Below are 19,007 nucleotides of genomic sequence, written 5' to 3'. Positions count from 1 at the left end.
TGAAAATGGAGAGGATCATAACTCCTATGCTATGATAATTTTATCTAAAACACCGAATAAGGAGAACGATTATGGAAAAAACACTAATTTTTGGACATAAAAACCCAGACACAGATACGATTTGTTCAGCTTTGATTTATGCAGATTTAAAAACAAAAGTAGGAGAAAACGTGGAGCCTGTTCGTTTAGGAAACATGAACGGAGAAACAGAATTTGTGCTCAAATACTTTAATGTGGAGGCTCCTCGCTTAGTAGAAACAGTAGCGACAGAAGCTCAAGATGTAATCCTAGTAGACCACAATGAGCGTCAACAAAGTGCCAACGACATCGATCAGGTTCGCGTGGTTGAGGTTATTGATCATCACCGTATCGCTAATTTTGAGACAAACCACCCATTGTATTTCCGTGCTGAGCCGGTTGGATGCACGACTACTATTTTAAATAAAATGTATAAAGAAAACGGTGTAGAGGTAACGAAAACGATTGCTGGTCTTATGCTTTCTGCAATCATTTCTGACACTCTATTGCTTAAATCCCCAACTTGCACAGAACAAGATGTGAAAGCTGCACATGAACTAGCTGAGATTGCTGGCGTTGATTTGCAAAGCTATGGCTTGGAAATGTTAAAAGCAGGTGCAGACCTTAGCGATAAAACCATTAGCGAATTAATTTCTCTCGATTCAAAAGAGTTTGCTATGGGTAATTCCAAAGTGGAAATCGCTCAGGTAAACGCAGTTGATGTAAACGATGTGTTAGCTAATCAGGCTGAAATTGAAGCGCATCTAACTTCTATCATTGAGAAAAAAGGGTTAGATATGTTCCTATTTGTCGTAACAGATATCCTAAATAATGATTCCGTTGGTCTTGCGGTAGGCCGTGCAGCAAAAGCTGTCGAGCAGGCATTCAATGCGACATTGGAAGATAACAAAGTGCTTCTAAAAGGTGTTGTGTCCCGTAAGAAGCAAATTGTACCAGTATTAACAGAAGCATTCAGCAAGATGTAATTCCAAAAAACTCATTTCATCAATAAAATCAAGGCTTCCTTCGCGGTGTGATCGGCTGATCTCACAGAAAGGAAGTCTTCTTTCATTTGTCGAAAAATATAAAATTTTACATTTTTTGAGATTTTAGTAGCGAATTCTCTGAAATAAATGTAAAATATAGTAAAATATTGATATTTCGTTAAAAAGGAGTGTTTACATGGTCGGGAGTAATCATGTGATGGTGCGATCGATACGGTCGGAAATTGAATATCGCATCAAATCATATAACTACACGCTTAGTAAACTCAGTGAATTGACTAATATCAATGCCGGGCACTTGAGTGGGTTCTTGAAAGGAAACCCTATTCGGGCATTAACTATTGATCAATTAAATGCGATTGGACGAGCTTTTGGAGAACCTACCGGATGGCTGTACGAATTATATGTAGAGGAATGCTTTCAAAGAGGGAAGGTCTCAAAGCGACGAGTAAGACCCTATCTGGTGCAATGTGCAGAGCTAGGGAGACATGACTGTATACAGATGGTAATCCCGCAATTGTTGGAGGACCCTAAAAACATCGAGGTTCTCTTTGCTGTAGCAGAACAGCTTTTCTATAAGGGAAAACAGAAGGAATCCGCTTATTTTTACCAGTTGGTGGTTGATAACGAAAAAAATAGCCATTCAGAAAGGGCAGTTATCAGTCAATATCGTTTATTTCGAGCCTTACTTGGAAACAATGCCGAGGAGAATGGGAAAGCTGTTATTCGTTTCGAACCGTTTCGAAGGCGGCTCTCGGAAGGTCACCAATTAGATGCGTTATTGCATCTAGCCAATGTGAGCTTTACTTTGCATAAATGGAAAGAAGTAGAGAAATATGCAGACGAACTAAGAGAATTAGCTACCTTAGTATACGAAAATGAACGAAATAAGCAGAAAAATAATAGAAAAGGTGAGCCTCTTAAAACAGAGCGACATTTGGTTGTTTATTATGGACAAGCCTATTTATTAAAGTCAGAAGCTTTAGAAAAGCAAGGCTTATACAAAAAAGCAAATGAGTACGCTGCTGGTTATGCTGATTTAGGCTGGTTTGATAATCTTGATGAAGTGGGTCAAAAGGAGGTACAGAAGTTCCGCTTATGGGCCCGCGCAAACAGATATACCTTTGACCTGCTCATGGGACAATTAGATATTCTTCCAGATTATATTGCTTTTCTGGAGGTAAACCCAACGGAGCTTCTTGCCGGTCTAGTGACCATTGTTGAATCTGCAAATAAATATCATTTTACAATAGATAGCATCATAGAGAAATTTTCAATAGAGATAAGCTGCTTCGATGGATACAAAGACACGATTAATGTCGAACGTCATCTGCGGTTCAGGTATCAGTTAGCGATTTACCAGTTCAAAAATGAACGTTTCCATAGTGGAATAGTCGAAACTCTACGATGTCTCACTTTATCTACAGCTACGAACGATCACAAGAATTTTATACGCTGCGTAACACTTTTTGAAGCACATAGATACCACGCAACAGAGCAACAGGAACAAGAGTACAAAAAAATTATGGAGGAGGTAAGGAATGATGAAAGTCTTTTTGCTTTCGCTGGTAATGATCTTTGGGTTGTGTAGTCAGGTGACAGTAGCAGAAGCAATGGCAAAAGATAGAGTGATTCAATACGATCATGGGATTGGTGGATAAAAAATATCCATTGACCTATTTCTACAAAGCACACCTTCTATCAGTGATATTATCCCCTTTTAGTAGACAGTAAGAAGCAAGACCCCTTACTGTATTAACTAGGAGGGGAATTTTTTATGGGGAAAATTAGAAAAACATATTCAAAGAATTTTAAGCTAAAAGCCGTACAGCTTTATTTGAGCGGTGAACAAGGGTACAAAACACTTACAAGGGATCTCGGCATTAGTGACCCTTCTATTTTAAGAAGATGGGTTGATCATTATAGAAAGGAAGGTATACAGGGACTAGATGAAAAACGCGGGAGAACAAAAAATCCTCTTAGAGGAAGACCACGAACAAGGCCAGAGAGTACGGAGGAAGAGATAGTTCGATTACGTGCAGAGAACGAATTCTTAAAAAAGTGGCTAGGTCTAGAAAAGAGGTGAAACCGAAAGATAAACGCTGTTTTTTCGAGCTTATTAAAGAATTGTCTAAAAAGTATTCTATTACTTTATTGTGTAAAATTACGAAAGTATCTCGTAGTGGTTTTTACAAGTGGCTTTCTCATGAGAAACACCCCACCTCAAAACAATTGGTAAATGAAAAATTAAGAGGAATGATCATGGAGTGTTATCAAGAGGTCAAAGGCATTTACGGGTATCCCCGAATAAAAGTGTGGTTATTTAGAAGGTACGGACTAAAAGTCAATCATAAACGTGTGTATCGCATCATGAAGGAACTTGGGATACAAGCGCTAATCCGTAAAAAACGAAAATTCTTTGGGCGCAAAGAGAAGGTTGTTATCTCCGAAAACAAGCTGAATCGAAATTTTTACGCCTCACGGCCAAATGAGAAATGGGCTACAGATATTACCTACATACTATTTAATGGTCGCCGTCTTTATCTGTCGGTCATATACGACATGTATAACAACGAAGTTGTTGCCTACAAAACAAGCAAACGTAATGATTTACAGCTTGTAATGGATACCGTAAAATTAGCGCTTAAAAAGCGGGATGTAAACGGAGTCCTCCTACACAGTGATCAAGGATATCAGTACACCTCAAAGCAGTATAACCAGTTCCTTCAGAAATATAAAATCGTAGCAAGTATGTCTAGAAAAGGTAACTGTTTAGATAACGCCTGTATTGAGGGATTCTTTGGGCATTTAAAAACAGAGTGTTTGTATCTTCATTCGTTTCAAACAGATAAAGAAGTGGAAGAAGCTCTCCACGGTTACATTAATTTCTATAATCAGCAACGGTTTCAATCTCGATTAAAAAACCTGAGTCCGATAGAATACCGAACTCAGGCTGCCTAGATGGGGCTTGTTTAAAGTTGTCTACTTGACAGGGGTAAGATCAATCGAGGGAGTCTGTTCTTTTATTTGATTCATGATTACTGTTACTAGGTAAAGCTACTGAAGTAAGAGTCTAAGTCTAATTGCTCTTGGCAAAGCTATATTTTTTTAGTCCCAATCTTTTATCTTCCATTAGCGGGGTTCGGACGCAAAAATCTCACTTGAATCCTTGACTGTGATGTTATGATGTTGGGTGCCTAGCCCGTTCAATGTTTCGTTATGGTGGTCAATAATAGAGATGGCGTTCAGGGTCGGGGTATTGGCTGTCGAATGGCAATCGCCAACCAAGGTTACCTCATAGCCGTGTGAGACCGCGCTTCGGCAAGCTGTATCAATACAAAACTGAGTTTGAAAGCCAACAATAATGAGATGCTCGATACCTCGATTTAAAAGCTCCTGATGCAGAGTTGTTTCATAGAATGCGTCGCATGCTGTCTTTTTAATCACGATCTCACCCTCAAGAGGTGCAATGTTAGGATGAATCTCAGTCATATGCGCTCCTTCTTCAAAAGGAGAGCCGGCTGGACCAATATGCTGAATAAACAGAACAGGGACGTTGAGCTGACGAGCTTTTGCTTGTAATGAACTAATTTTGTCAACGATTTCTTCCCCATGATAAGAATGATAGGTAATGATGCTCTGGGTGTCTACAATAACCAGTGCTGTTTTATCAATCATATAGGTGATCATCCTTCCTTATTTTGGCTTATATAAAGTATACAACAATTAAAAGTAGCGAAATACATTTATTGCGACAAAAAAAGGAAAACAGAGAGAGCGTGACGGAAAAGGATGCTTTTACGTCAAACGATGAGAAGAGTGTAAAGGAAAAGTAGCTGGAAGCTTTCCTTTTACAAGAATAAAGGATGGGAAAAGCTTATGACTACAATCATGATTATTGAAGATGACCCGAAAATTGCAGAATTGCTGCGAGAACATATAGAGAGATATAAATACCGAGGGGTTGTCATCCGAAATTTTGATCTCATTATGGAGAGCTTTTTAGAATGGAAGCCAGATTTGGTCTTGCTAGACATTAATTTGCCCAGCTTTGATGGCTACTACTGGTGTCGTCAGCTTCGAACGATCTCCACGTGCCCCATCGTGTTTATATCAGCTCGTAGTACAGAGATGGATCAGGTAATAGCACTTGAGTATGGTGCAGATGATTTTATTACGAAACCCTTTCATTATGAGCTAGTAATAGCCAAAATTCGTAGTCAGCTACGCAGAGCCTATGGAGATTATGCCCCTAAGATGGAGGAGCGCATGGTCGAGCAAAAAGGCTTATGCCTTTATCCAGAGAGATTAGAAGTGAAATTGCAAGAAGAGAGTAGCTTACTGACTAAAAAGGAAGCGATCTTACTGGAGGCCTTGCTCACTTCTTATCCGCGCGTGTCGAGTCGGGCTAAGCTCTTAGACAAACTGTGGGATGATCAGGCATTTGTAGATGATAATACATTGAGTGTGAATATCACTCGCTTGCGAAAGAAGCTTGCTGAGTTAGGAATAGAAGATGCAATTGAGACGGTCAGGGGAGCCGGCTATCGATTACAGATCACGTGGAATCATGCAGGAGGTACAAGCTGAATGGACAGAGAGCGCAACACGAGTACCTTTGAAGGGAAATCGAAGGTACGATCAGCTAGAAATAAGTCTTTTAAAATGGATTCATCCGGCAACAAGCAGCATGTATGGCTCTTTTTGCGTGAGCATGTCCCGCTTATCTTATATTCCTACATCTTAATGCTATTTCTCTTGCTTGTTTTTTGGTTCGATGGCTATGATCATGTGCTGACAGCCTTGTATGCTATTTTTTTAGGAACTTTTCTTTTACTGATATATCTTACGTACCGATATGTGAGTCATCGTGCTTTTTATTTGCGCCTATCCCAGCCGCTTGAGGCTATGCATGAGTTCATGTCAGAATTCAACCACTCGCCGCTTCCAGAAGCTTTAGCAACCTTATTGGAAGCGCAATATAAAAGATATCAGGAGCAGATAAAGAGCTGGGAACGTCAGCATCAAGATCATATTACCTTTATGAATCAGTGGGTACATCAGATGAAAACACCGTTATCCGTCATCGAATTAATTACCCAAAAGGAAGATGACGAGCGATTTGAAAGCATTGCGGAGGAGACAGATAAGCTGCGCAAGGGCTTAGAAATGGCGTTATATATCTCAAGGCTGGAGACATTTGAACAGGATTTTAGCGTGGATCATGTCCGTTTATTACCGATTGTAAATAAGGTTGTTCATGACAATAAGAGGTTTTTTATCCGAAATTACGTTTATCCTGAGGTAAAAATGGAGTCGACATTAACAGTAGAAACGGATGCAAAATGGCTGGTCTTTATGCTGGATCAGTTATTATCGAATGCCATTAAATATTCCGCCGGCACACATGAAAAAGTAACGATTGCAGCTTTTAGGCAGGGTGAGTCTGTTGTTTTAGAAGTACAGGATAAAGGAGTAGGCATACCAACAGCCGATCTTCCCCGTGTGTTTCGTGCCTTTTTTACCGGAGAAAATGGAAGGGAGTTCAAGGAATCCACGGGAATGGGTCTGTATTTGGCTAAGGAAGTGGCAGAAAAGCTGAATCATTCGGTCGAAATTCAGTCTGAGGAGGGCAAAGGAACGATCGTACAGATTATTTTTCCATATGCTTCTCGTCGTTTCTAGCATGGGGATGGACTACATGAAATCTTACAAATTTGTAAGCAAAATGAAAGAGTGTTTTATATGAACATTCTCCCCAGTTGATTACACTAAGATAACAGAAATGAAAGGAAAGGGGAGTATGCATAATGGATATCGTAAAAGCTCGTGCACTTAGCAAAATCTATCAGGGAAAAATTTCTTATGAAGCGCTGTCCAATATTGATTTGACAATTAAAGAGGGGGAGTTTGTCGGGATCATGGGTCCGTCGGGAAGTGGTAAAACTACCCTGCTGAACATGATTTCTACCATTGATTCGCCTACATCAGGAGAAGTGCTGATTAACAATCAAAACCCGCACCTCCTTTCACCGGATCAATTGGCGCTATTTCGAAGACAAGAACTGGGATTTGTGTTTCAATCATTTAACCTTTTACACACGCTGACAGTTAAAGAAAATATTCTATTGCCGTTAACTCTTGATGGTACTAGCTTAGAGATCATGAATGAAAAAGTAGCCGCTATTGCTGACAGATTAGGCATTACTCCTATTTTACATAAACGTACGTATGAGATCTCAGGAGGACAAGCCCAGCGAACAGCGATTGCAAGGGCAATGATTCATAAACCGAAATTACTGCTTGCCGATGAACCAACAGGTAATTTGGACTCGAAGGCAGCCCGAGATGTCATGCAATTGTTATCATCCTACAATACGGTAGATCAGACTACCATGATGTTAGTTACGCATGATGCTTTCGCAGCTAGCTATTGCAATCGAGTTGTATTCATTAAAGATGGAAAGCTCTTTAATGAAGTATACTGTGGGGATAATCGTCAAGCATTCTATCAGAAAATCATGAATGTATTGTCTTTATTAGGGGGAGAAGCACATGACTTTTCAACAATACGCTCGTAATAATGTAATGCGCAACAAACGAGCCTATGCTGCCCATTTTTTAAGCTGTGCCTTCTCTGTGATGATGTTTTTCACCTATGCCCTGATCGCCTTTCATCCTCAATTACAAGGAGATTTGACAGGCTGGAGCTTAACAATGAATTCGCTTGGAAAAATGGCGATGAAATTGCCTCCCTATTTTATCTTCATCTTTTCTTTTTTCTTTGTGCTGTATTCTGTTAGTGCTTTTTTGCAAACTCGGAAAAAAGAATTTGGTATTTTGCTTATCCATGGGATGACAAACAAGCAGCTAAACAAGCTTGTTTTTATGGAGAATATGATTATTGGTGTCCTTTCAATGGTGTCAGGAATATTGGTTGGTCTGGTATTCGCTAAGCTTGTACTGCTGGTTAGTGCAGATATGCTAGCTATTGCAAAAGGGCTACCCTTTTATTTACCTTATAAAGCCATTGGAATTACCTTGCTGGCCTTTTTCGTCTTGTTTTTAGCGATTTCTTTCTTTACTTCCAAAACTATGAGAGTAAACAAGCTGGTTGAATTATTGCAAGCGGGTGAGAAACCGAAGCCGGAGCCTAAGGCTTCTATTGGGTTATCCATCCTTGCTGTGATTTTGATTGGAGCAGGCTATTTTTGTGTTTTCTGTTTTGCGACGGGCATCTATTTGTTTTCGCTATTATTTAGCGGGGTCGCACTAGTTGTCGTTGGAACCTACTTTTTCTTTACCCAGTGCAGTGTATATACCATTCGTTTTTTACAGAAGAAAGACAGCTTATTTTTTAAAAGAACCAATATCCTCACGATGTCTGAATTGGTTTACCGCATGCGAGATAATGCAAACATGTTTTTTATGGTAGCGGTTGTTTCAGCAGTAGCCTTTGTGGCAATCGGCACCTGCGCCGCTATGGGAAATCAGGGGCTGGCTAAAATAAAAAATCCATATGCATTTACCTATGTTTCCTATGCAAAAAATCCGCAGGAGAAGGAGCATGTTTCGCTAATTGGAAAAGAGCTAACAGATGCGGGCTTCTCTTATCAGCAAGCCTATGCGGAATTATTCTGGACTGACAATAATATGATCATGTCCCTTACTCACTATAACCATTTAGCGCAAGCTCTTGGCTATCCAATAGAGACTTTACATGAAGGAGAATTTCTGTGGATACCAGGGAAATATGCCCATGAGCGAGGAAGCAGTAAGCAGGATAGAGAAAGTCAGCTTCAGATTATACATGGAAATGTAAAGCTGGATTTATCAATGAAAAAAGTGGTTGATCATATGGTTATCCCACAAAGTTTTTCCGATGATTACTATGTGGCAGTAACAGATCAGGCGTACGAAAAAATCCTAGCTAGCCGTTTGACAGCCAATGCAGACTCGACCACAGAGGGGGGGCAAAGAGACGGCGACCAATCTAGTACGTCTGAGCAAGCCCTAGCCCAGAATACGCAAGAATCCTCTGAAGCAGAAACCGAATCTCATCCTATGAGAATCAATGTTTTTACGGTAGATAACTGGGAAAACACGGTAGACGTAGCAAATCATTTGAGTGATAGGTTGCTAAACTATGAATCATCATATATGTTTTCTGCTTTAAGCTTGGAGTGGAAAGAAGCAAAGCAAGAGAATGGATTATTACTGATATCAAGCGTTATGATTGGTATTGTGTTCTTCACATTTGCTTCTAGCTTTCTTTACTTCCGATTATATACAGATTTGGACAGGGAGCATGCCCAATATCAGCTCATCGGAAAGCTAGGCTTAACTGGGAAAGAATTAAGAAAAACGGTCACAAGGCAGTTGCTGATTATGTTCTTTTTACCTATCGTAATAGCGATTGTCCACAGCGGGGTTGCATTTACTGCTCTGCAACAATTGCTTCCATATTCTGTTGTAGCAAGCTCTGTGATTGTTCTAGGTTGCTTTGTGGCGGCCCAGTTTCTGTATTTCTGGCTGATTCGTTGGCGGTATCTTAAATTGCTGCACAGAGGTATAGTCTAAAACAGGAAATTCCGAGGTCCACATGAGAAAGCATAGTTTCATACATCAAATAATAGAAGAAATAAAATATAAGGCATAGGGAAGTAGGTTTCCTTATGCCTTTTCCTATGTGATGAAAAAACTAGATCGTCAAAATAAGCTTTATGGCCTGCTAGGTTGGTATATCAAATCATTTGGACTTTGCCCGCTTTTCCTTCATTCTTCGAAAAAGCTCCAAGCTTTCCTTTAGGTATTCAGCCTCTTCTGCTGTTAAAGAGTCTCCACCTGTGATAAAGGCAAGTCCGGTAGCATCTTCTGTTTCATCTGAGGAGAAGTGAGGTTCTTCTTTTGTCTGTTTGTTGAGCAAATAGTCGGTAGAGGTTTGATATATTTCAGCTAATTCCTTAAGCGAAGTAGCATCCGGCTCATAGGTATTTGATTCCCATTTTGAGACAGTGGTGTTGTCGACGCCTAGTTTGTCTGCAATCTCTTTTTGGGTCCATTTATATTCTTTGCGTTTTTCCTTTAATCGTTCTCCAAGTGTCATTCTATCACCGCCTTGTCTACCTTATGATCCATACCTAGCTTGTTTACCTCTATTATATCTATTTAGTTGAGGTATTAGCAAGTTTCGGTTGACTTTTGAGGTTTAATCAACTAATATAAAGTTATAAGTTGATTAATGCTCAAGTTTTGCGTATTCAATCAAATTGCTTCAGAAGGTTTCAGAGGAGGAAGATGAGAATGCGGTCTACAGAGATGAAACTAACACTGGACATGAATCAGGTGACAATTCCGGTCGGTAGGGAAGCTAGCATGGTTCTCATCGACCCTGTTCAAGGGAAGATTAAAATAGTGCCTCTGGTTCACCACGGTGAGACTGTAGTCAAATCTAGCCAAGGAAAGATAGCAAAAATAGCATTTCTAGAAAATGAATTATTTTAACAACTACATATTAGCCTGATACCGAGATGCGGGAGGGCGCTGGATATTTCCACGATGAGTGGGAGTTTCTAGCGTCCTTTTTTCATTTGGAAAAATAATCAAATCTGTATCGACAGCAAATCAATGAAAAAGGAGGGAGAACATGAGCAAGCCCAATCAAAAACAAAGAAGCCCACATCAAACGAGGAAAGCTTCAGTAAGACAGAAAAAACCTAGAGCAATCTCAGAGTATGAATGGAGACGCTTGATGGGTGATACCACAAGCATTCAATTTCTGAAGGATAGAGCGGCAAGCAGACGGTGAGCTTACATCAATCAGGCAGATAAGGCAATGAGCATATAGGAGAAAGCGACGATTTTGTACCGGAATGGAAAGATGCACATGTAAAAAAGTATGTAAAATCAAGGGGGATAAAAGCATGGCAAAAAGTATAAAAAAACTAATTACTTCCTACAAAGCAACCAAAAAACAACTGAAGAACATGTTAGCTGAAATAGAGAATTCCGACCAAGAAGCTAGTGCTGGCGGTGTACATGGTACAGATCAAAAAGCATTGCGCAGTAGTCTGGCCGAAAGCATTCGCGATGTGGAGTATGCGATTAAATGGCTGGAAACAGGCAGACAACCTGATAATCAACGAGGTATTCAGAGACGATCAAAGGAACAGCGAGAGATTTTATTAGACCCTTTTAAAATGCAAAGCTATGTGAGTCCGGGAACAGGAGGATGCCGTGTCGGTTTGAGTGATGCAGAACGGCAGCTAATAGATTTTTATCTTCAGTTTGTTACAGAAAAAGAAAGAGAGTGCTATCTGATGGTGCATGGGAGCGGCTTTACTCATGAGAAGGCTGCTGAAATGCTCTTTATATCCCGAGGAAACGTATCCACCTTGCTGTCTCGTGCCCAACAAAAAATTGAGTTTGCCAAGAATGTAACAGCTATCCTTGTGATGGCTGTTTTCTTTTTACTCATCGGATGCGTCAAAATCCACTTTTACGAACGTTTGTTTGTGTGGGGCAGAAGCCACCTATAAGTGTAAGGACCATTTGGCGAGGCAGTAACGGTTGAGCAAGGAGGTACGCACCAGAATGATCCTGCATCCAAGATTACTAGGAGCTGTCAGAGAACAACTGGCTCATGAAAGAAAGCCATTTATACACAAGCAGCTAGCATCTGTAAAACGATCGGCAGAACAAAAGGTCAACCAGACTAGGAAGCAAGCAACAACCTATGAGGGAAGATCACCTCCCCTAGCCACAAAGCAATGAGCAAAAGCCTTGAAAGGAGGTGCAAATAGAGATGGACAGGGATTTGTCCACGCTAATTGATTTGGTTGAGGAGGCATATCCTCAAATATCGATCATTTCCCAATTAGGAGAGTGGATGAAGGGGACGTTTCCATTACCATCCGCTTTTGTCATGACCCAAACGATCAGTGAAAAGGGAAATAGCCTGACCAGCTACAAAGTGATTTGTGAAGCAACTATTATGCTGCACTATCCCTTGGAGCAAGAAAAGCAAGTTCCGCTTTCGACAGGTGTCTTGCGAGATTTGTTACGAAAGCAACGTTATAGTTACCGAGGCAAAAATAAGCTCTTGCTTGATATCGACCCGAATACTTTTTCTGTGAATACCGAAAAAAAGGAACGGGCCGAAATAATATTTCGCTATGAGTACCTCATGCCTGTACGAAGAGAGCAGGTTGAGAAAATTGCTATCTTTGATGTGAAGGAGGATGGACATGGCTAAATCAATAGGCCAAACCAATGAAGGTGCAGTGAAAAAAACACTGCTAAAAAAGAACAACGAGCGAGCAGAGTCACAACCCCTCAACACTACTGCTCAGGAGAACAAGCGCACTCGTCTGGAATGGATTGAGAGTGCACCTCTGTTCCAAGCTGAGCGGTTTGAGGTAGCAGGAGCGTTACATGCATTTACAGATCAGCAGGTAATTAATGAAGAACAAGTACGACAATACGTATCTACATTTCGAGGAGGTAAATAGTATGACAATCCAACGTGAACGACCAGGTGTAAACGTAGAATTAAAGGCGAAAGCACAGGAGCGAGTCCTACCGAAAAGTGGTGTGGTACTAGTACCATATCTAGCTGAATGGGGAGCCCCTGATCAGGTCATTACAATGAAGGGTTATGAAGAGCGCGTAGCAGAAACCTTTGGGCAAATCGATATTTTGGAGTTGGCCGCAGAAGGTGGCGCTACGGTAGTTGGCTATCGTATGACGAACGGTAAGAGTGTTGCGGCCAGCTATTCACAAGAAGGTTCGATTGCTATTCAAGCACGTTATCCAGGCTTAGTTGGTAATGAGCTGCAAATTTCGATCAAGGATTCCACAGCAGAATTAGGTAAAAAGGAATTACAGGTCAAAGGTCCAATAAAAACAGAGAAGTTCTCGTTTGCAAATATGGACGAGCTAGTAACCAAAGCAGAACAATCCATCTATATCAAGGTGAAAAAGCTGGGTGACAAAGCAGTAGAAGAAACAGCAATGACGGCACTCTCGGGGGGAACAAGCGGCATTGCTACTTTATCGGCTACGGACTTTACTACTCTATTTAACTCCATCTCTGGTGTTGATTTCGACGCGATGTATTTACCGTCGGCTGATGCGGGAATCCAGGCAGCAGCTAAACAATTCATGGTCGATCGCGAGCTTTTTAGCAAAAAACGTAGCACGCTAGTAATCGGAGGTTTGCCAGAAAAAGATAGCAACATGAACGAGCATGTGGATCGTTCTGCCGCCAACAACTCTCGACGTGTCGTAAACTGCGCCATTGCAGGTCAGCATGTAAACGGCAAGACCTATGGAAGCCTGGAATGGGCGGCATGGCTAGCAGGTATGATCGCTGCTACGCCAGCTCACATTTCTCTGAGTGCACAGCTAGTGCCGATGAAAAAGGCGGCAAAGGATTGGGGACACACTGAAATTCAAAACGCGCTTAACTCTGGTTCATTGATTGCCGTTCGTGATGGTGATGTGTACCTGATTGAAAGTGCGGTCAACACCTTAACGACATTAAAAGCAGCAGAGCGTGAGGATTTTGGCAAAATTCGCGTCTCTATGACCCTTGACCAAATTGTTAATGACATTACCTCTGTTGGCAAAAAATATAAAGGCAAATTGGACAATAACGATATTGGCGGTGCGACGTTCGTTGGAGCGGTTAAGACCTATCTCGAAGTGCGTGAAGCGCAAGGAGCTATTGATAAAGGTTGGATTTTTGAAGATAAGAAAAATGGAATTGGTGACAAACGCGGATTCCGCTTAGCCGCCAAGCCACTAGATGCTATTGAGCTTTTCGATATTGAATGGGAGGTGCTGTAAGCATGCGTCAAAGCGATATTAAATTAAAAAATTGTCAGGTATATGATGAAAATGGTGATCCAATCTACGGTACATTGGAAGGAAAGGCCGTCTTAAAAACAGAGTATGGCGATGTAAAGCGTCTGCAAAAGGGCTCGGTGCAAACGATTGACTCTTGGCATGTAGAGGTTACTTTAAAGGTATCATCTGTTAACGCTCTGCTCAAATATTTTTGCGTGGACCAAATTACAGAGGGTAAAACTCCTGTCATTCCACAGCTTTTGGGCGAAATGGTCGATAAGGAAAACGGCAATACAGAACGCGTTCGTTTAACGGATATTTATTTAAACCCAGAAGAAATCACATTATGGGAAGCAAAGGCAGATGGAACCGATAACGCAACTTATGAAATTAAAGGCCGCAGTAACAAGAAGCCAGATTATCTTGATAAATTACCAGAATATACAGAAGAATAGGAGGTCTTTTCATGGGTAAATTAGAAAAATTCTTAGCGCAAGCAAATGAAACAACACCACGTCATGAGGTAGAAGTCAGCATTGATGGCGAAGTATGGAAGGTACGTCAGCTAACCTTAATGGAAAGTCGGATTTGTGAGCGTGAAGCTGATAAAGGTGATAAATTCGACTGGTATCGCTACAATGACGCTCGCATTGTGAAGGCGACTGAACATGATTTTAATTGGAACGATCCAGAGCTAAAGAAAGCCTACAAAGCAGGGGACAAATTCGAGCTTCCTGGCAAATTATTTGATCGCAACCCAGACGCATATGCGCTCCTTATAGAAACCGTGCGCAAAGCAAATCAGGGTCAGACAGAAGAAGAAGCGATTGAAGAAGCAAAAAACTAATTCAATCCGACGCGGAGGCTTGGCATGTAGCGAAGGCTTATCTGCATGGCAGAGGTCTCCCGGCGGAAATCGTAGAGTACGAAGTAGATCGTTATAAGCAAAAATTATTTATTATCGCATGTCAGATCATTGAATTAGAGGCGGAGGAGAAATGATATCCTCCGCCGTTTTTTTGATGAAGAAAAGATATAGCATGAACGGAGGTGAATGCAATGGGCAACGAGATGGTTGTTGAGCTACTTTCTGTCCAGAAAGAGATGTTTAAGGTAAGGCAGGGCATGCTGGAATGGAAAAGAGACTCGGCTTCGTTGCAAGTAGCTCTGGGACAACTGGGACGCGGATTTTTACAAGAAGCTGATAGGATGGAGCGGCGCATTAAAGAGGTACGTTCTCAATTACAGCAACTGGGAACCTCCGTACAAGCCAAGCTCCGTGTAGAAATAGACGATCAGGCGACACAAAAAATTTCGCAAATGCGCAGTCAATTTAGTCAACCCGTGGTGGTGAGTGGCGGAGGAGATGACGGCGGCTCTGCTAACCCCTTTGTTGACCTCGCAGGGCAGGGGGTGAGCTGGTACAAAAACTCAATCCCTGAATCCCAAGCTGCGGCAAAAGAACGCGGATTATTTATTGCCAAAGGAAAAACGGATGCCGAGGTCCAAGATTTAGATCGTAGCGTTGGAAAAATCATCCAAATCAACCCGGAACTAAGCAAGACAGAAGCTATAAACATCTATAACAAAAGTGACGATGTAAATTCAAAGGATAAGGCTGCATTTGCCGAATATGCTACCAAATTAAGTATGACTACAGGGTTTTCTGCTGACCAGAGCTTAAAAATGATGGCTCTATTACGCGACAGCACAGGAGTTACTGATCCTGAGCGACTGGCAAATTCTCTTCAATATATGAGTAACAATATGAAGGATTTTAGCGATGATTTTGTACCCTCTATGATCAAATATACCTCCCAGCTAGGGATGGTAATGGATACACCAGAGAAAATGGCGATGATGGTCGGCGAAATTGGCAACATGGGTATTCCATCAAATGACATGCCGCTAGGCGCGTTAAAAGATATTGCCTTAAAAATGTCTTCTCAGGGTGAGCTGAGTAAAGTATTACAAAAAGGCTATGAGGCGGACGGGAAAAGTCCTGAGGAAGCCAAACGGCTAGCTGACATAGAGGCCATTCAAGTAACCCAGCTCTTGCATTCAGATAATAAAAGCGATAATCAGCAGGCGATGGGACGTATTTTTATGAATCTTGCTTCTATTAAAGATGATAATGTACGTCAAGAGATGCTAAATGCAGTAGGCTCAGGCTCTGGTAAGGAGCTATTACAGCATCTAGTGCCGCTGATGGAGAAAACGGGTAAAATTTCTGCTGGCGAAGTGGAAAATAAAGTGGCTAATAACGAAGCAAATAAATCCTATAAGGCTGCAATTAACCAAAATCCTTGGTTTGAATATATGCAAGCCCAAAGTGAAGCCAAGGCAGCCATGGTGGACTTAACAGCTACAGTAGCCAAGGATTTAACACCGGTCATAAAAACGTTAGCTGGTATATTGACTTTCTGTATCAAAACTTTTAATGAATTACCAGAGTTGGCTAGATATACCATAGAGGCGATAGGTATCTATACTCTTGCTAAAATGGCGAAGGGAAAGTCAGAGGAAGAAGAAGATCCAGATGACAGTCCAGATGCAGGTGGGGAAGAACGTAAGAAGCGTAAGGGCTCGAAGAAAAAAAGAGGAGGCAAAAAGGGGAAAAGAAAGCTAGGGCCCTTTACTTTCGGTGGAAAAAACACGGGAGGACCCAGCAAATCAACCAAAAATAATCCAAGTAGCCCAAGTAATAAGAAAAAAACTACGAAACCAAAAGCTAAACCCAAGCCAGCCAAGCCAGTTACTCCTAAATCTAAACCTCCTACTACAGTCCCCAAAAAAGCTGGCAAGCCCACTACCGGATTCGGCAAATTAAAGGACATTGGTGGTAAAGCTTTTGAAAGGATAAAAAGCTTTGGTGGTGCCGCGTGGGACGGATTAAAGAATCTGGGCGGCAAAGGTTTTGGTGGGGTTAAATCCTTTGGAAAAGGTCTGTTGAAAAAAATTCCTTTTGTAGGAGAAGCAATGGGCCTCGCCTCATTGGTTACCTCTGACAACAAACCGATGGAGCTATTAAAGCTTGGTGGAAGTGCCGGGATGAAAGCGGCAGGTACTATGATTGGTGCTACAGTTGGCTCGATTGTGCCAGGATTAGGCACAGCGGTTGGCGGAGTAGTGGGTGGATTTTTAGGTTCGGTTGGTGGAGACTTCCTCATGGAAAAATTGCCTGATTGGTTCGGATGGGGCAAAGAAAAGCCAGAGACACCACCCGCACCAGTACCTCCAGCACCCGCACCGACTCCAGCTAGTAGTGATGCTAGCCCTAGTCAAATCAAGCCTGCGAGCAGTAAGCCACAAGATACGTTAACGACGACACCAGCACCACAAGTAACGCCGGCAGCTACTAATGCCGCAAATAAGAAGGATACAGCTCAAAATCTATCGGTAACGGTCTCTTCCATGCCTATCACGTTACATGCAGATGGTGTGCTTCAGGATGTTGTAGGGATGATTCGATTATTGAAGGACCCTACTGTTACCAATGAAATTAAACGTATCATCGAGACTGCTTTCGTCAATGCATTAGAGACTAGAGGTGGAAAAGCATGATTCGTATGCAGGGAAAGTATCGGCTGACGTTTCCCGTAACCCCAGCAGAGGTGCAAATAAAAGGCTACGGAAATGATGCAGAAACATCTACCAGTATTTCACTTGTTACCAAAAACAGACTATCTGCTAATCGAGCGAAGTCAATTTCCTTTGAGTTTTGGCTTCCAGGCGATATAGAATCTCCTTTAATCGAAGTGCAAGGCTATCAGGGACCACGTGAATGGTTAGCCGGTCTAGATCGTATCTCAGGGAAAGAGGTTCTGCTCACAATTGACGAGTTAAATTTAGCATGGAATGTCTTAATCGGCCCTGTGGATGGCACGTTTAAAGGAATGAATGTAGATTATTACGGGTCCATTGAATTACCGATTTTTATTAAAGATGAGTTCGTAGAGTGGTCTAGTAATAAGGAGCTTCTACAGCCGCCTGTGATCATGGCTAAGCAACAAAAGGCTCGTGCCAATACGACAGGAAAAACCGCAAAGAAACAGCAATCATCCCCATATCTTTTAACACCGGCCAAAAACATGATTCATCAGGATAGAGAGATGCGTAGCAAACAGCTTACTCGTATCCAAAAGAAAAATGCTGAATATAAAAGCAAAGCCTAGGAGGGAGCGGCTATGCGTGTGATTTATGGAAAAGATGCTACCCGACTTGATGTAACACCTGCCGTGACGGATGTTTCTTGGTCCTCATCCAGAGGACAGATTGCCCAGGTGTGTCAGATTCAGCTACGTAATCCTCCTGTATTAGCTGCTGCTGGCTATCTCATGATGTTTCCTAATGAAGCCAAGGAAAGCGAACAGCTCTTTCACGGCCCCTTAGTCGAATGGAATCGGGACGAAAAAACGAAGGAGCTGAGCGGAACTGCTTACGAGCTGTCATGGTATTTACAAAAAAATGATTGCTCAAGGCCCTATTTGAAAGGGGATGCAGGGAAGGAGCTGGAGAGGATTATCCAGGGAGCAGGCATTTCGTTTCAATGCCCTGCCTTTGGATTTACGGTAAAGGAACGGCACCCTTCCCAGCCGTACACCTCGTTGTTTACAGATATAGCGGAGAGAGCCTTTGAACGGACAGGACTTCGCTATTTTATCCAGCACCAACGGGATAAACTGATTGTGCTAGCAGAGGGAAATAATCCCTATGTCCCCGTGTTTCAGGCTACTATGCTGGAGGCTAGCTCTACCGGGGAAAGCTTGGAGGAGGTGTACACGGCTGTAACAGTAGAACGCTATGAAGGAGATCGGGTAGCAGGCAGAGTCACGAGGGAACATCATGATTTGATGAAAAAGATCGGACGGATGCAAAAAATCATTGATGCAGGCGAGGAGAAGAATCTCGCCTCTTTGGCGTCCAAACAGCTTGTTACGTTAGCTAAAATACCGCGAACACGCTCCATAACCGTTCGTCACACAAATTCACTCATTGCTAGATTGCGGGCAGGCTGGCTGGTGAAAATTCAGGAGATAAATGGTCAACAAAGCAGTTGGATCGTGACCTCCTGCAATACCCGATGGAAAAACAGGGAATTTGTGATGGACTTACAATTGGAATGGAGAGGATAGG

General features: G+C 41.9%; 22 protein-coding genes. 20 read left to right on the top strand and 2 right to left on the bottom strand.

Features of this window, described 5'->3' with window-relative positions; all coding sequences use genetic code 11:
• The first annotated feature begins 71 nt into the window (after positions 1-71).
• From BRLA_RS17695 to BRLA_RS17680, 4 genes are all read left to right on the top strand, one after another.
• A complete protein-coding gene (locus BRLA_RS17695; protein ID WP_003336508.1) occupies positions 72-1,004 on the top strand; it encodes a manganese-dependent inorganic pyrophosphatase in 933 nt (310 codons plus the stop codon).
• 196 nt (positions 1,005-1,200) lie between these two features.
• On the top strand, positions 1,201-2,613 hold the full coding sequence (locus BRLA_RS17690) for a hypothetical protein (RefSeq protein WP_041752330.1): 1,413 nt from the start codon (positions 1,201-1,203) through the stop codon (positions 2,611-2,613).
• Between the two features lie 186 nt (positions 2,614-2,799).
• Entirely contained in the window at positions 2,800-3,108 is a 309-nt protein-coding gene (locus BRLA_RS17685) for a transposase (protein WP_003335353.1), read from the top strand.
• A complete protein-coding gene (locus tag BRLA_RS17680; RefSeq protein WP_003338835.1) occupies positions 3,084-3,983 on the top strand; it encodes an IS3 family transposase in 900 nt (299 codons plus the stop codon). The genes BRLA_RS17685 and BRLA_RS17680 overlap by 25 nt, the downstream gene beginning before the upstream one ends.
• A gap of 171 nt (positions 3,984-4,154) precedes the next feature.
• Here BRLA_RS17680 and BRLA_RS17675 read toward each other — a convergent pair whose 3' ends face one another.
• Positions 4,155-4,700, bottom strand: a complete 546-nt coding sequence (locus BRLA_RS17675; RefSeq protein WP_003336510.1) for a cysteine hydrolase family protein — start codon at positions 4,698-4,700, stop codon at positions 4,155-4,157.
• 201 nt (positions 4,701-4,901) lie between these two features.
• Here BRLA_RS17675 and BRLA_RS17670 point away from each other — a divergent pair, with 201 nt between their 5' ends.
• The 4 genes from BRLA_RS17670 to BRLA_RS17655 all read left to right on the top strand — a co-directional run bounded on the left by BRLA_RS17670 (position 4,902) and on the right by BRLA_RS17655 (position 9,602).
• Entirely contained in the window at positions 4,902-5,612 is a 711-nt protein-coding gene (locus BRLA_RS17670; protein WP_003336511.1) for a response regulator transcription factor, read from the top strand.
• A 156-nt stretch (positions 5,613-5,768) separates the two neighbouring features.
• The gene (locus BRLA_RS17665; RefSeq protein ID WP_081870844.1) at positions 5,769-6,707 is read left to right on the top strand and encodes a sensor histidine kinase; all 939 of its coding nucleotides are present in this window, start codon (positions 5,769-5,771) and stop codon (positions 6,705-6,707) included.
• 125 nt (positions 6,708-6,832) lie between these two features.
• A complete protein-coding gene (locus BRLA_RS17660; protein ID WP_003336513.1) occupies positions 6,833-7,603 on the top strand; it encodes an ABC transporter ATP-binding protein in 771 nt (256 codons plus the stop codon).
• Complete coding sequence (locus BRLA_RS17655) at positions 7,578-9,602, top strand: ABC transporter permease (RefSeq protein ID WP_003336514.1); 2,025 nt, start codon at positions 7,578-7,580, stop codon at positions 9,600-9,602. Before BRLA_RS17660 ends, BRLA_RS17655 begins: the two co-directional genes overlap by 26 nt.
• 169 nt (positions 9,603-9,771) lie before the next feature.
• On the opposite strand, the gene BRLA_RS17650 is transcribed toward BRLA_RS17655, so the two are convergent.
• The gene (locus BRLA_RS17650; protein ID WP_003336515.1) at positions 9,772-10,128 is read right to left on the bottom strand and encodes a helix-turn-helix domain-containing protein; all 357 of its coding nucleotides are present in this window, start codon (positions 10,126-10,128) and stop codon (positions 9,772-9,774) included.
• Between the two features lie 197 nt (positions 10,129-10,325).
• Here BRLA_RS17650 and BRLA_RS17645 point away from each other — a divergent pair, with 197 nt between their 5' ends.
• The 12 genes from BRLA_RS17645 (at position 10,326) to BRLA_RS17595 (ending at position 19,006) form a co-directional block, all read left to right on the top strand.
• Complete coding sequence (locus BRLA_RS17645; protein ID WP_003339742.1) at positions 10,326-10,526, top strand: XtrA/YqaO family protein; 201 nt, start codon at positions 10,326-10,328, stop codon at positions 10,524-10,526.
• Positions 10,527-10,668: 142 nt separating this feature from the next.
• Positions 10,669-10,830 carry a hypothetical protein gene (locus BRLA_RS24365; RefSeq protein ID WP_003336517.1) on the top strand — a complete coding sequence of 54 codons (162 nt, stop codon included), beginning with the start codon at positions 10,669-10,671 and terminating at the stop codon, positions 10,828-10,830.
• Positions 10,831-10,945: 115 nt separating this feature from the next.
• The gene (locus tag BRLA_RS17640; RefSeq protein WP_003336519.1) at positions 10,946-11,560 is read left to right on the top strand and encodes a sigma factor-like helix-turn-helix DNA-binding protein; all 615 of its coding nucleotides are present in this window, start codon (positions 10,946-10,948) and stop codon (positions 11,558-11,560) included.
• A gap of 55 nt (positions 11,561-11,615) precedes the next feature.
• The gene (locus BRLA_RS17635; protein WP_003336520.1) at positions 11,616-11,795 is read left to right on the top strand and encodes a hypothetical protein; all 180 of its coding nucleotides are present in this window, start codon (positions 11,616-11,618) and stop codon (positions 11,793-11,795) included.
• Between the two features lie 31 nt (positions 11,796-11,826).
• Positions 11,827-12,276 (top strand): hypothetical protein, encoded by a 450-nt coding sequence (locus tag BRLA_RS17630; RefSeq protein WP_003336521.1) that lies wholly within the window; start codon positions 11,827-11,829, stop codon positions 12,274-12,276.
• Positions 12,269-12,532: a hypothetical protein gene (locus BRLA_RS17625; protein WP_003336522.1), complete on the top strand. Its 264-nt coding sequence runs from the start codon at positions 12,269-12,271 to the stop codon at positions 12,530-12,532. The genes BRLA_RS17630 and BRLA_RS17625 overlap by 8 nt, the downstream gene beginning before the upstream one ends.
• Position 12,533: 1 nt before the next feature.
• A complete protein-coding gene (locus BRLA_RS17620) occupies positions 12,534-13,871 on the top strand; it encodes a phage tail sheath subtilisin-like domain-containing protein (protein WP_003336523.1) in 1,338 nt (445 codons plus the stop codon).
• Between the two features lie 2 nt (positions 13,872-13,873).
• Positions 13,874-14,326, top strand: coding sequence for a hypothetical protein (locus BRLA_RS17615; protein ID WP_003336524.1), 453 nt, complete (start codon positions 13,874-13,876; stop codon positions 14,324-14,326).
• Positions 14,327-14,337: 11 nt separating this feature from the next.
• Positions 14,338-14,718 carry a hypothetical protein gene (locus tag BRLA_RS17610; RefSeq protein ID WP_003336525.1) on the top strand — a complete coding sequence of 127 codons (381 nt, stop codon included), beginning with the start codon at positions 14,338-14,340 and terminating at the stop codon, positions 14,716-14,718.
• Between the two features lie 212 nt (positions 14,719-14,930).
• A complete protein-coding gene (locus BRLA_RS17605) occupies positions 14,931-17,435 on the top strand; it encodes a phage tail tape measure protein (RefSeq protein ID WP_003336526.1) in 2,505 nt (834 codons plus the stop codon).
• On the top strand, positions 17,432-18,046 hold the full coding sequence (locus tag BRLA_RS17600) for a hypothetical protein (RefSeq protein WP_003336528.1): 615 nt from the start codon (positions 17,432-17,434) through the stop codon (positions 18,044-18,046). The genes BRLA_RS17605 and BRLA_RS17600 overlap by 4 nt, the downstream gene beginning before the upstream one ends.
• Positions 18,047-18,058: 12 nt before the next feature.
• Positions 18,059-19,006 carry an XkdQ/YqbQ family protein gene (locus tag BRLA_RS17595; RefSeq protein ID WP_003336529.1) on the top strand — a complete coding sequence of 316 codons (948 nt, stop codon included), beginning with the start codon at positions 18,059-18,061 and terminating at the stop codon, positions 19,004-19,006.
• Position 19,007: the final 1 nt, after the last annotated feature.

The organism is Brevibacillus laterosporus LMG 15441 (assembly GCF_000219535.2).
In the GTDB taxonomy this organism is placed as follows: Bacteria; Bacillota; Bacilli; order Brevibacillales; family Brevibacillaceae; genus Brevibacillus_B; species Brevibacillus_B halotolerans.
Note: the sequence above shows the minus strand (reverse complement) of the source record. Positions and strands in the feature narration are given on the sequence as shown.

What these genes read in the sequence shown, in the direction of transcription:
- BRLA_RS17695 (WP_003336508.1), top strand. Translation starts at nt 72, where the DNA reads ATGGAAAAAACACTAATTTTTGGACATAAAAACCCAGACACAGATACG.
- BRLA_RS17690 (WP_041752330.1), top strand. Translation starts at nt 1,201, where the DNA reads ATGGTCGGGAGTAATCATGTGATGGTGCGATCGATACGGTCGGAAATT.
- BRLA_RS17685 (WP_003335353.1), top strand. Translation starts at nt 2,800, where the DNA reads ATGGGGAAAATTAGAAAAACATATTCAAAGAATTTTAAGCTAAAAGCC.
- BRLA_RS17675 (WP_003336510.1), bottom strand. Translation starts at nt 4,700, where the DNA reads ATGATTGATAAAACAGCACTGGTTATTGTAGACACCCAGAGCATCATT.
- BRLA_RS17670 (WP_003336511.1), top strand. Translation starts at nt 4,902, where the DNA reads ATGACTACAATCATGATTATTGAAGATGACCCGAAAATTGCAGAATTG.
- BRLA_RS17665 (WP_081870844.1), top strand. Translation starts at nt 5,769, where the DNA reads ATGCTATTTCTCTTGCTTGTTTTTTGGTTCGATGGCTATGATCATGTG.
- BRLA_RS17660 (WP_003336513.1), top strand. Translation starts at nt 6,833, where the DNA reads ATGGATATCGTAAAAGCTCGTGCACTTAGCAAAATCTATCAGGGAAAA.
- BRLA_RS17655 (WP_003336514.1), top strand. Translation starts at nt 7,578, where the DNA reads ATGACTTTTCAACAATACGCTCGTAATAATGTAATGCGCAACAAACGA.
- BRLA_RS17650 (WP_003336515.1), bottom strand. Translation starts at nt 10,128, where the DNA reads ATGACACTTGGAGAACGATTAAAGGAAAAACGCAAAGAATATAAATGG.
- BRLA_RS17645 (WP_003339742.1), top strand. Translation starts at nt 10,326, where the DNA reads ATGCGGTCTACAGAGATGAAACTAACACTGGACATGAATCAGGTGACA.
- BRLA_RS24365 (WP_003336517.1), top strand. Translation starts at nt 10,669, where the DNA reads ATGAGCAAGCCCAATCAAAAACAAAGAAGCCCACATCAAACGAGGAAA.
- BRLA_RS17640 (WP_003336519.1), top strand. Translation starts at nt 10,946, where the DNA reads ATGGCAAAAAGTATAAAAAAACTAATTACTTCCTACAAAGCAACCAAA.
- BRLA_RS17635 (WP_003336520.1), top strand. Translation starts at nt 11,616, where the DNA reads ATGATCCTGCATCCAAGATTACTAGGAGCTGTCAGAGAACAACTGGCT.
- BRLA_RS17630 (WP_003336521.1), top strand. Translation starts at nt 11,827, where the DNA reads ATGGACAGGGATTTGTCCACGCTAATTGATTTGGTTGAGGAGGCATAT.
- BRLA_RS17625 (WP_003336522.1), top strand. Translation starts at nt 12,269, where the DNA reads ATGGCTAAATCAATAGGCCAAACCAATGAAGGTGCAGTGAAAAAAACA.
- BRLA_RS17620 (WP_003336523.1), top strand. Translation starts at nt 12,534, where the DNA reads ATGACAATCCAACGTGAACGACCAGGTGTAAACGTAGAATTAAAGGCG.
- BRLA_RS17615 (WP_003336524.1), top strand. Translation starts at nt 13,874, where the DNA reads ATGCGTCAAAGCGATATTAAATTAAAAAATTGTCAGGTATATGATGAA.
- BRLA_RS17610 (WP_003336525.1), top strand. Translation starts at nt 14,338, where the DNA reads ATGGGTAAATTAGAAAAATTCTTAGCGCAAGCAAATGAAACAACACCA.
- BRLA_RS17605 (WP_003336526.1), top strand. Translation starts at nt 14,931, where the DNA reads ATGGGCAACGAGATGGTTGTTGAGCTACTTTCTGTCCAGAAAGAGATG.
- BRLA_RS17600 (WP_003336528.1), top strand. Translation starts at nt 17,432, where the DNA reads ATGATTCGTATGCAGGGAAAGTATCGGCTGACGTTTCCCGTAACCCCA.
- BRLA_RS17595 (WP_003336529.1), top strand. Translation starts at nt 18,059, where the DNA reads ATGCGTGTGATTTATGGAAAAGATGCTACCCGACTTGATGTAACACCT.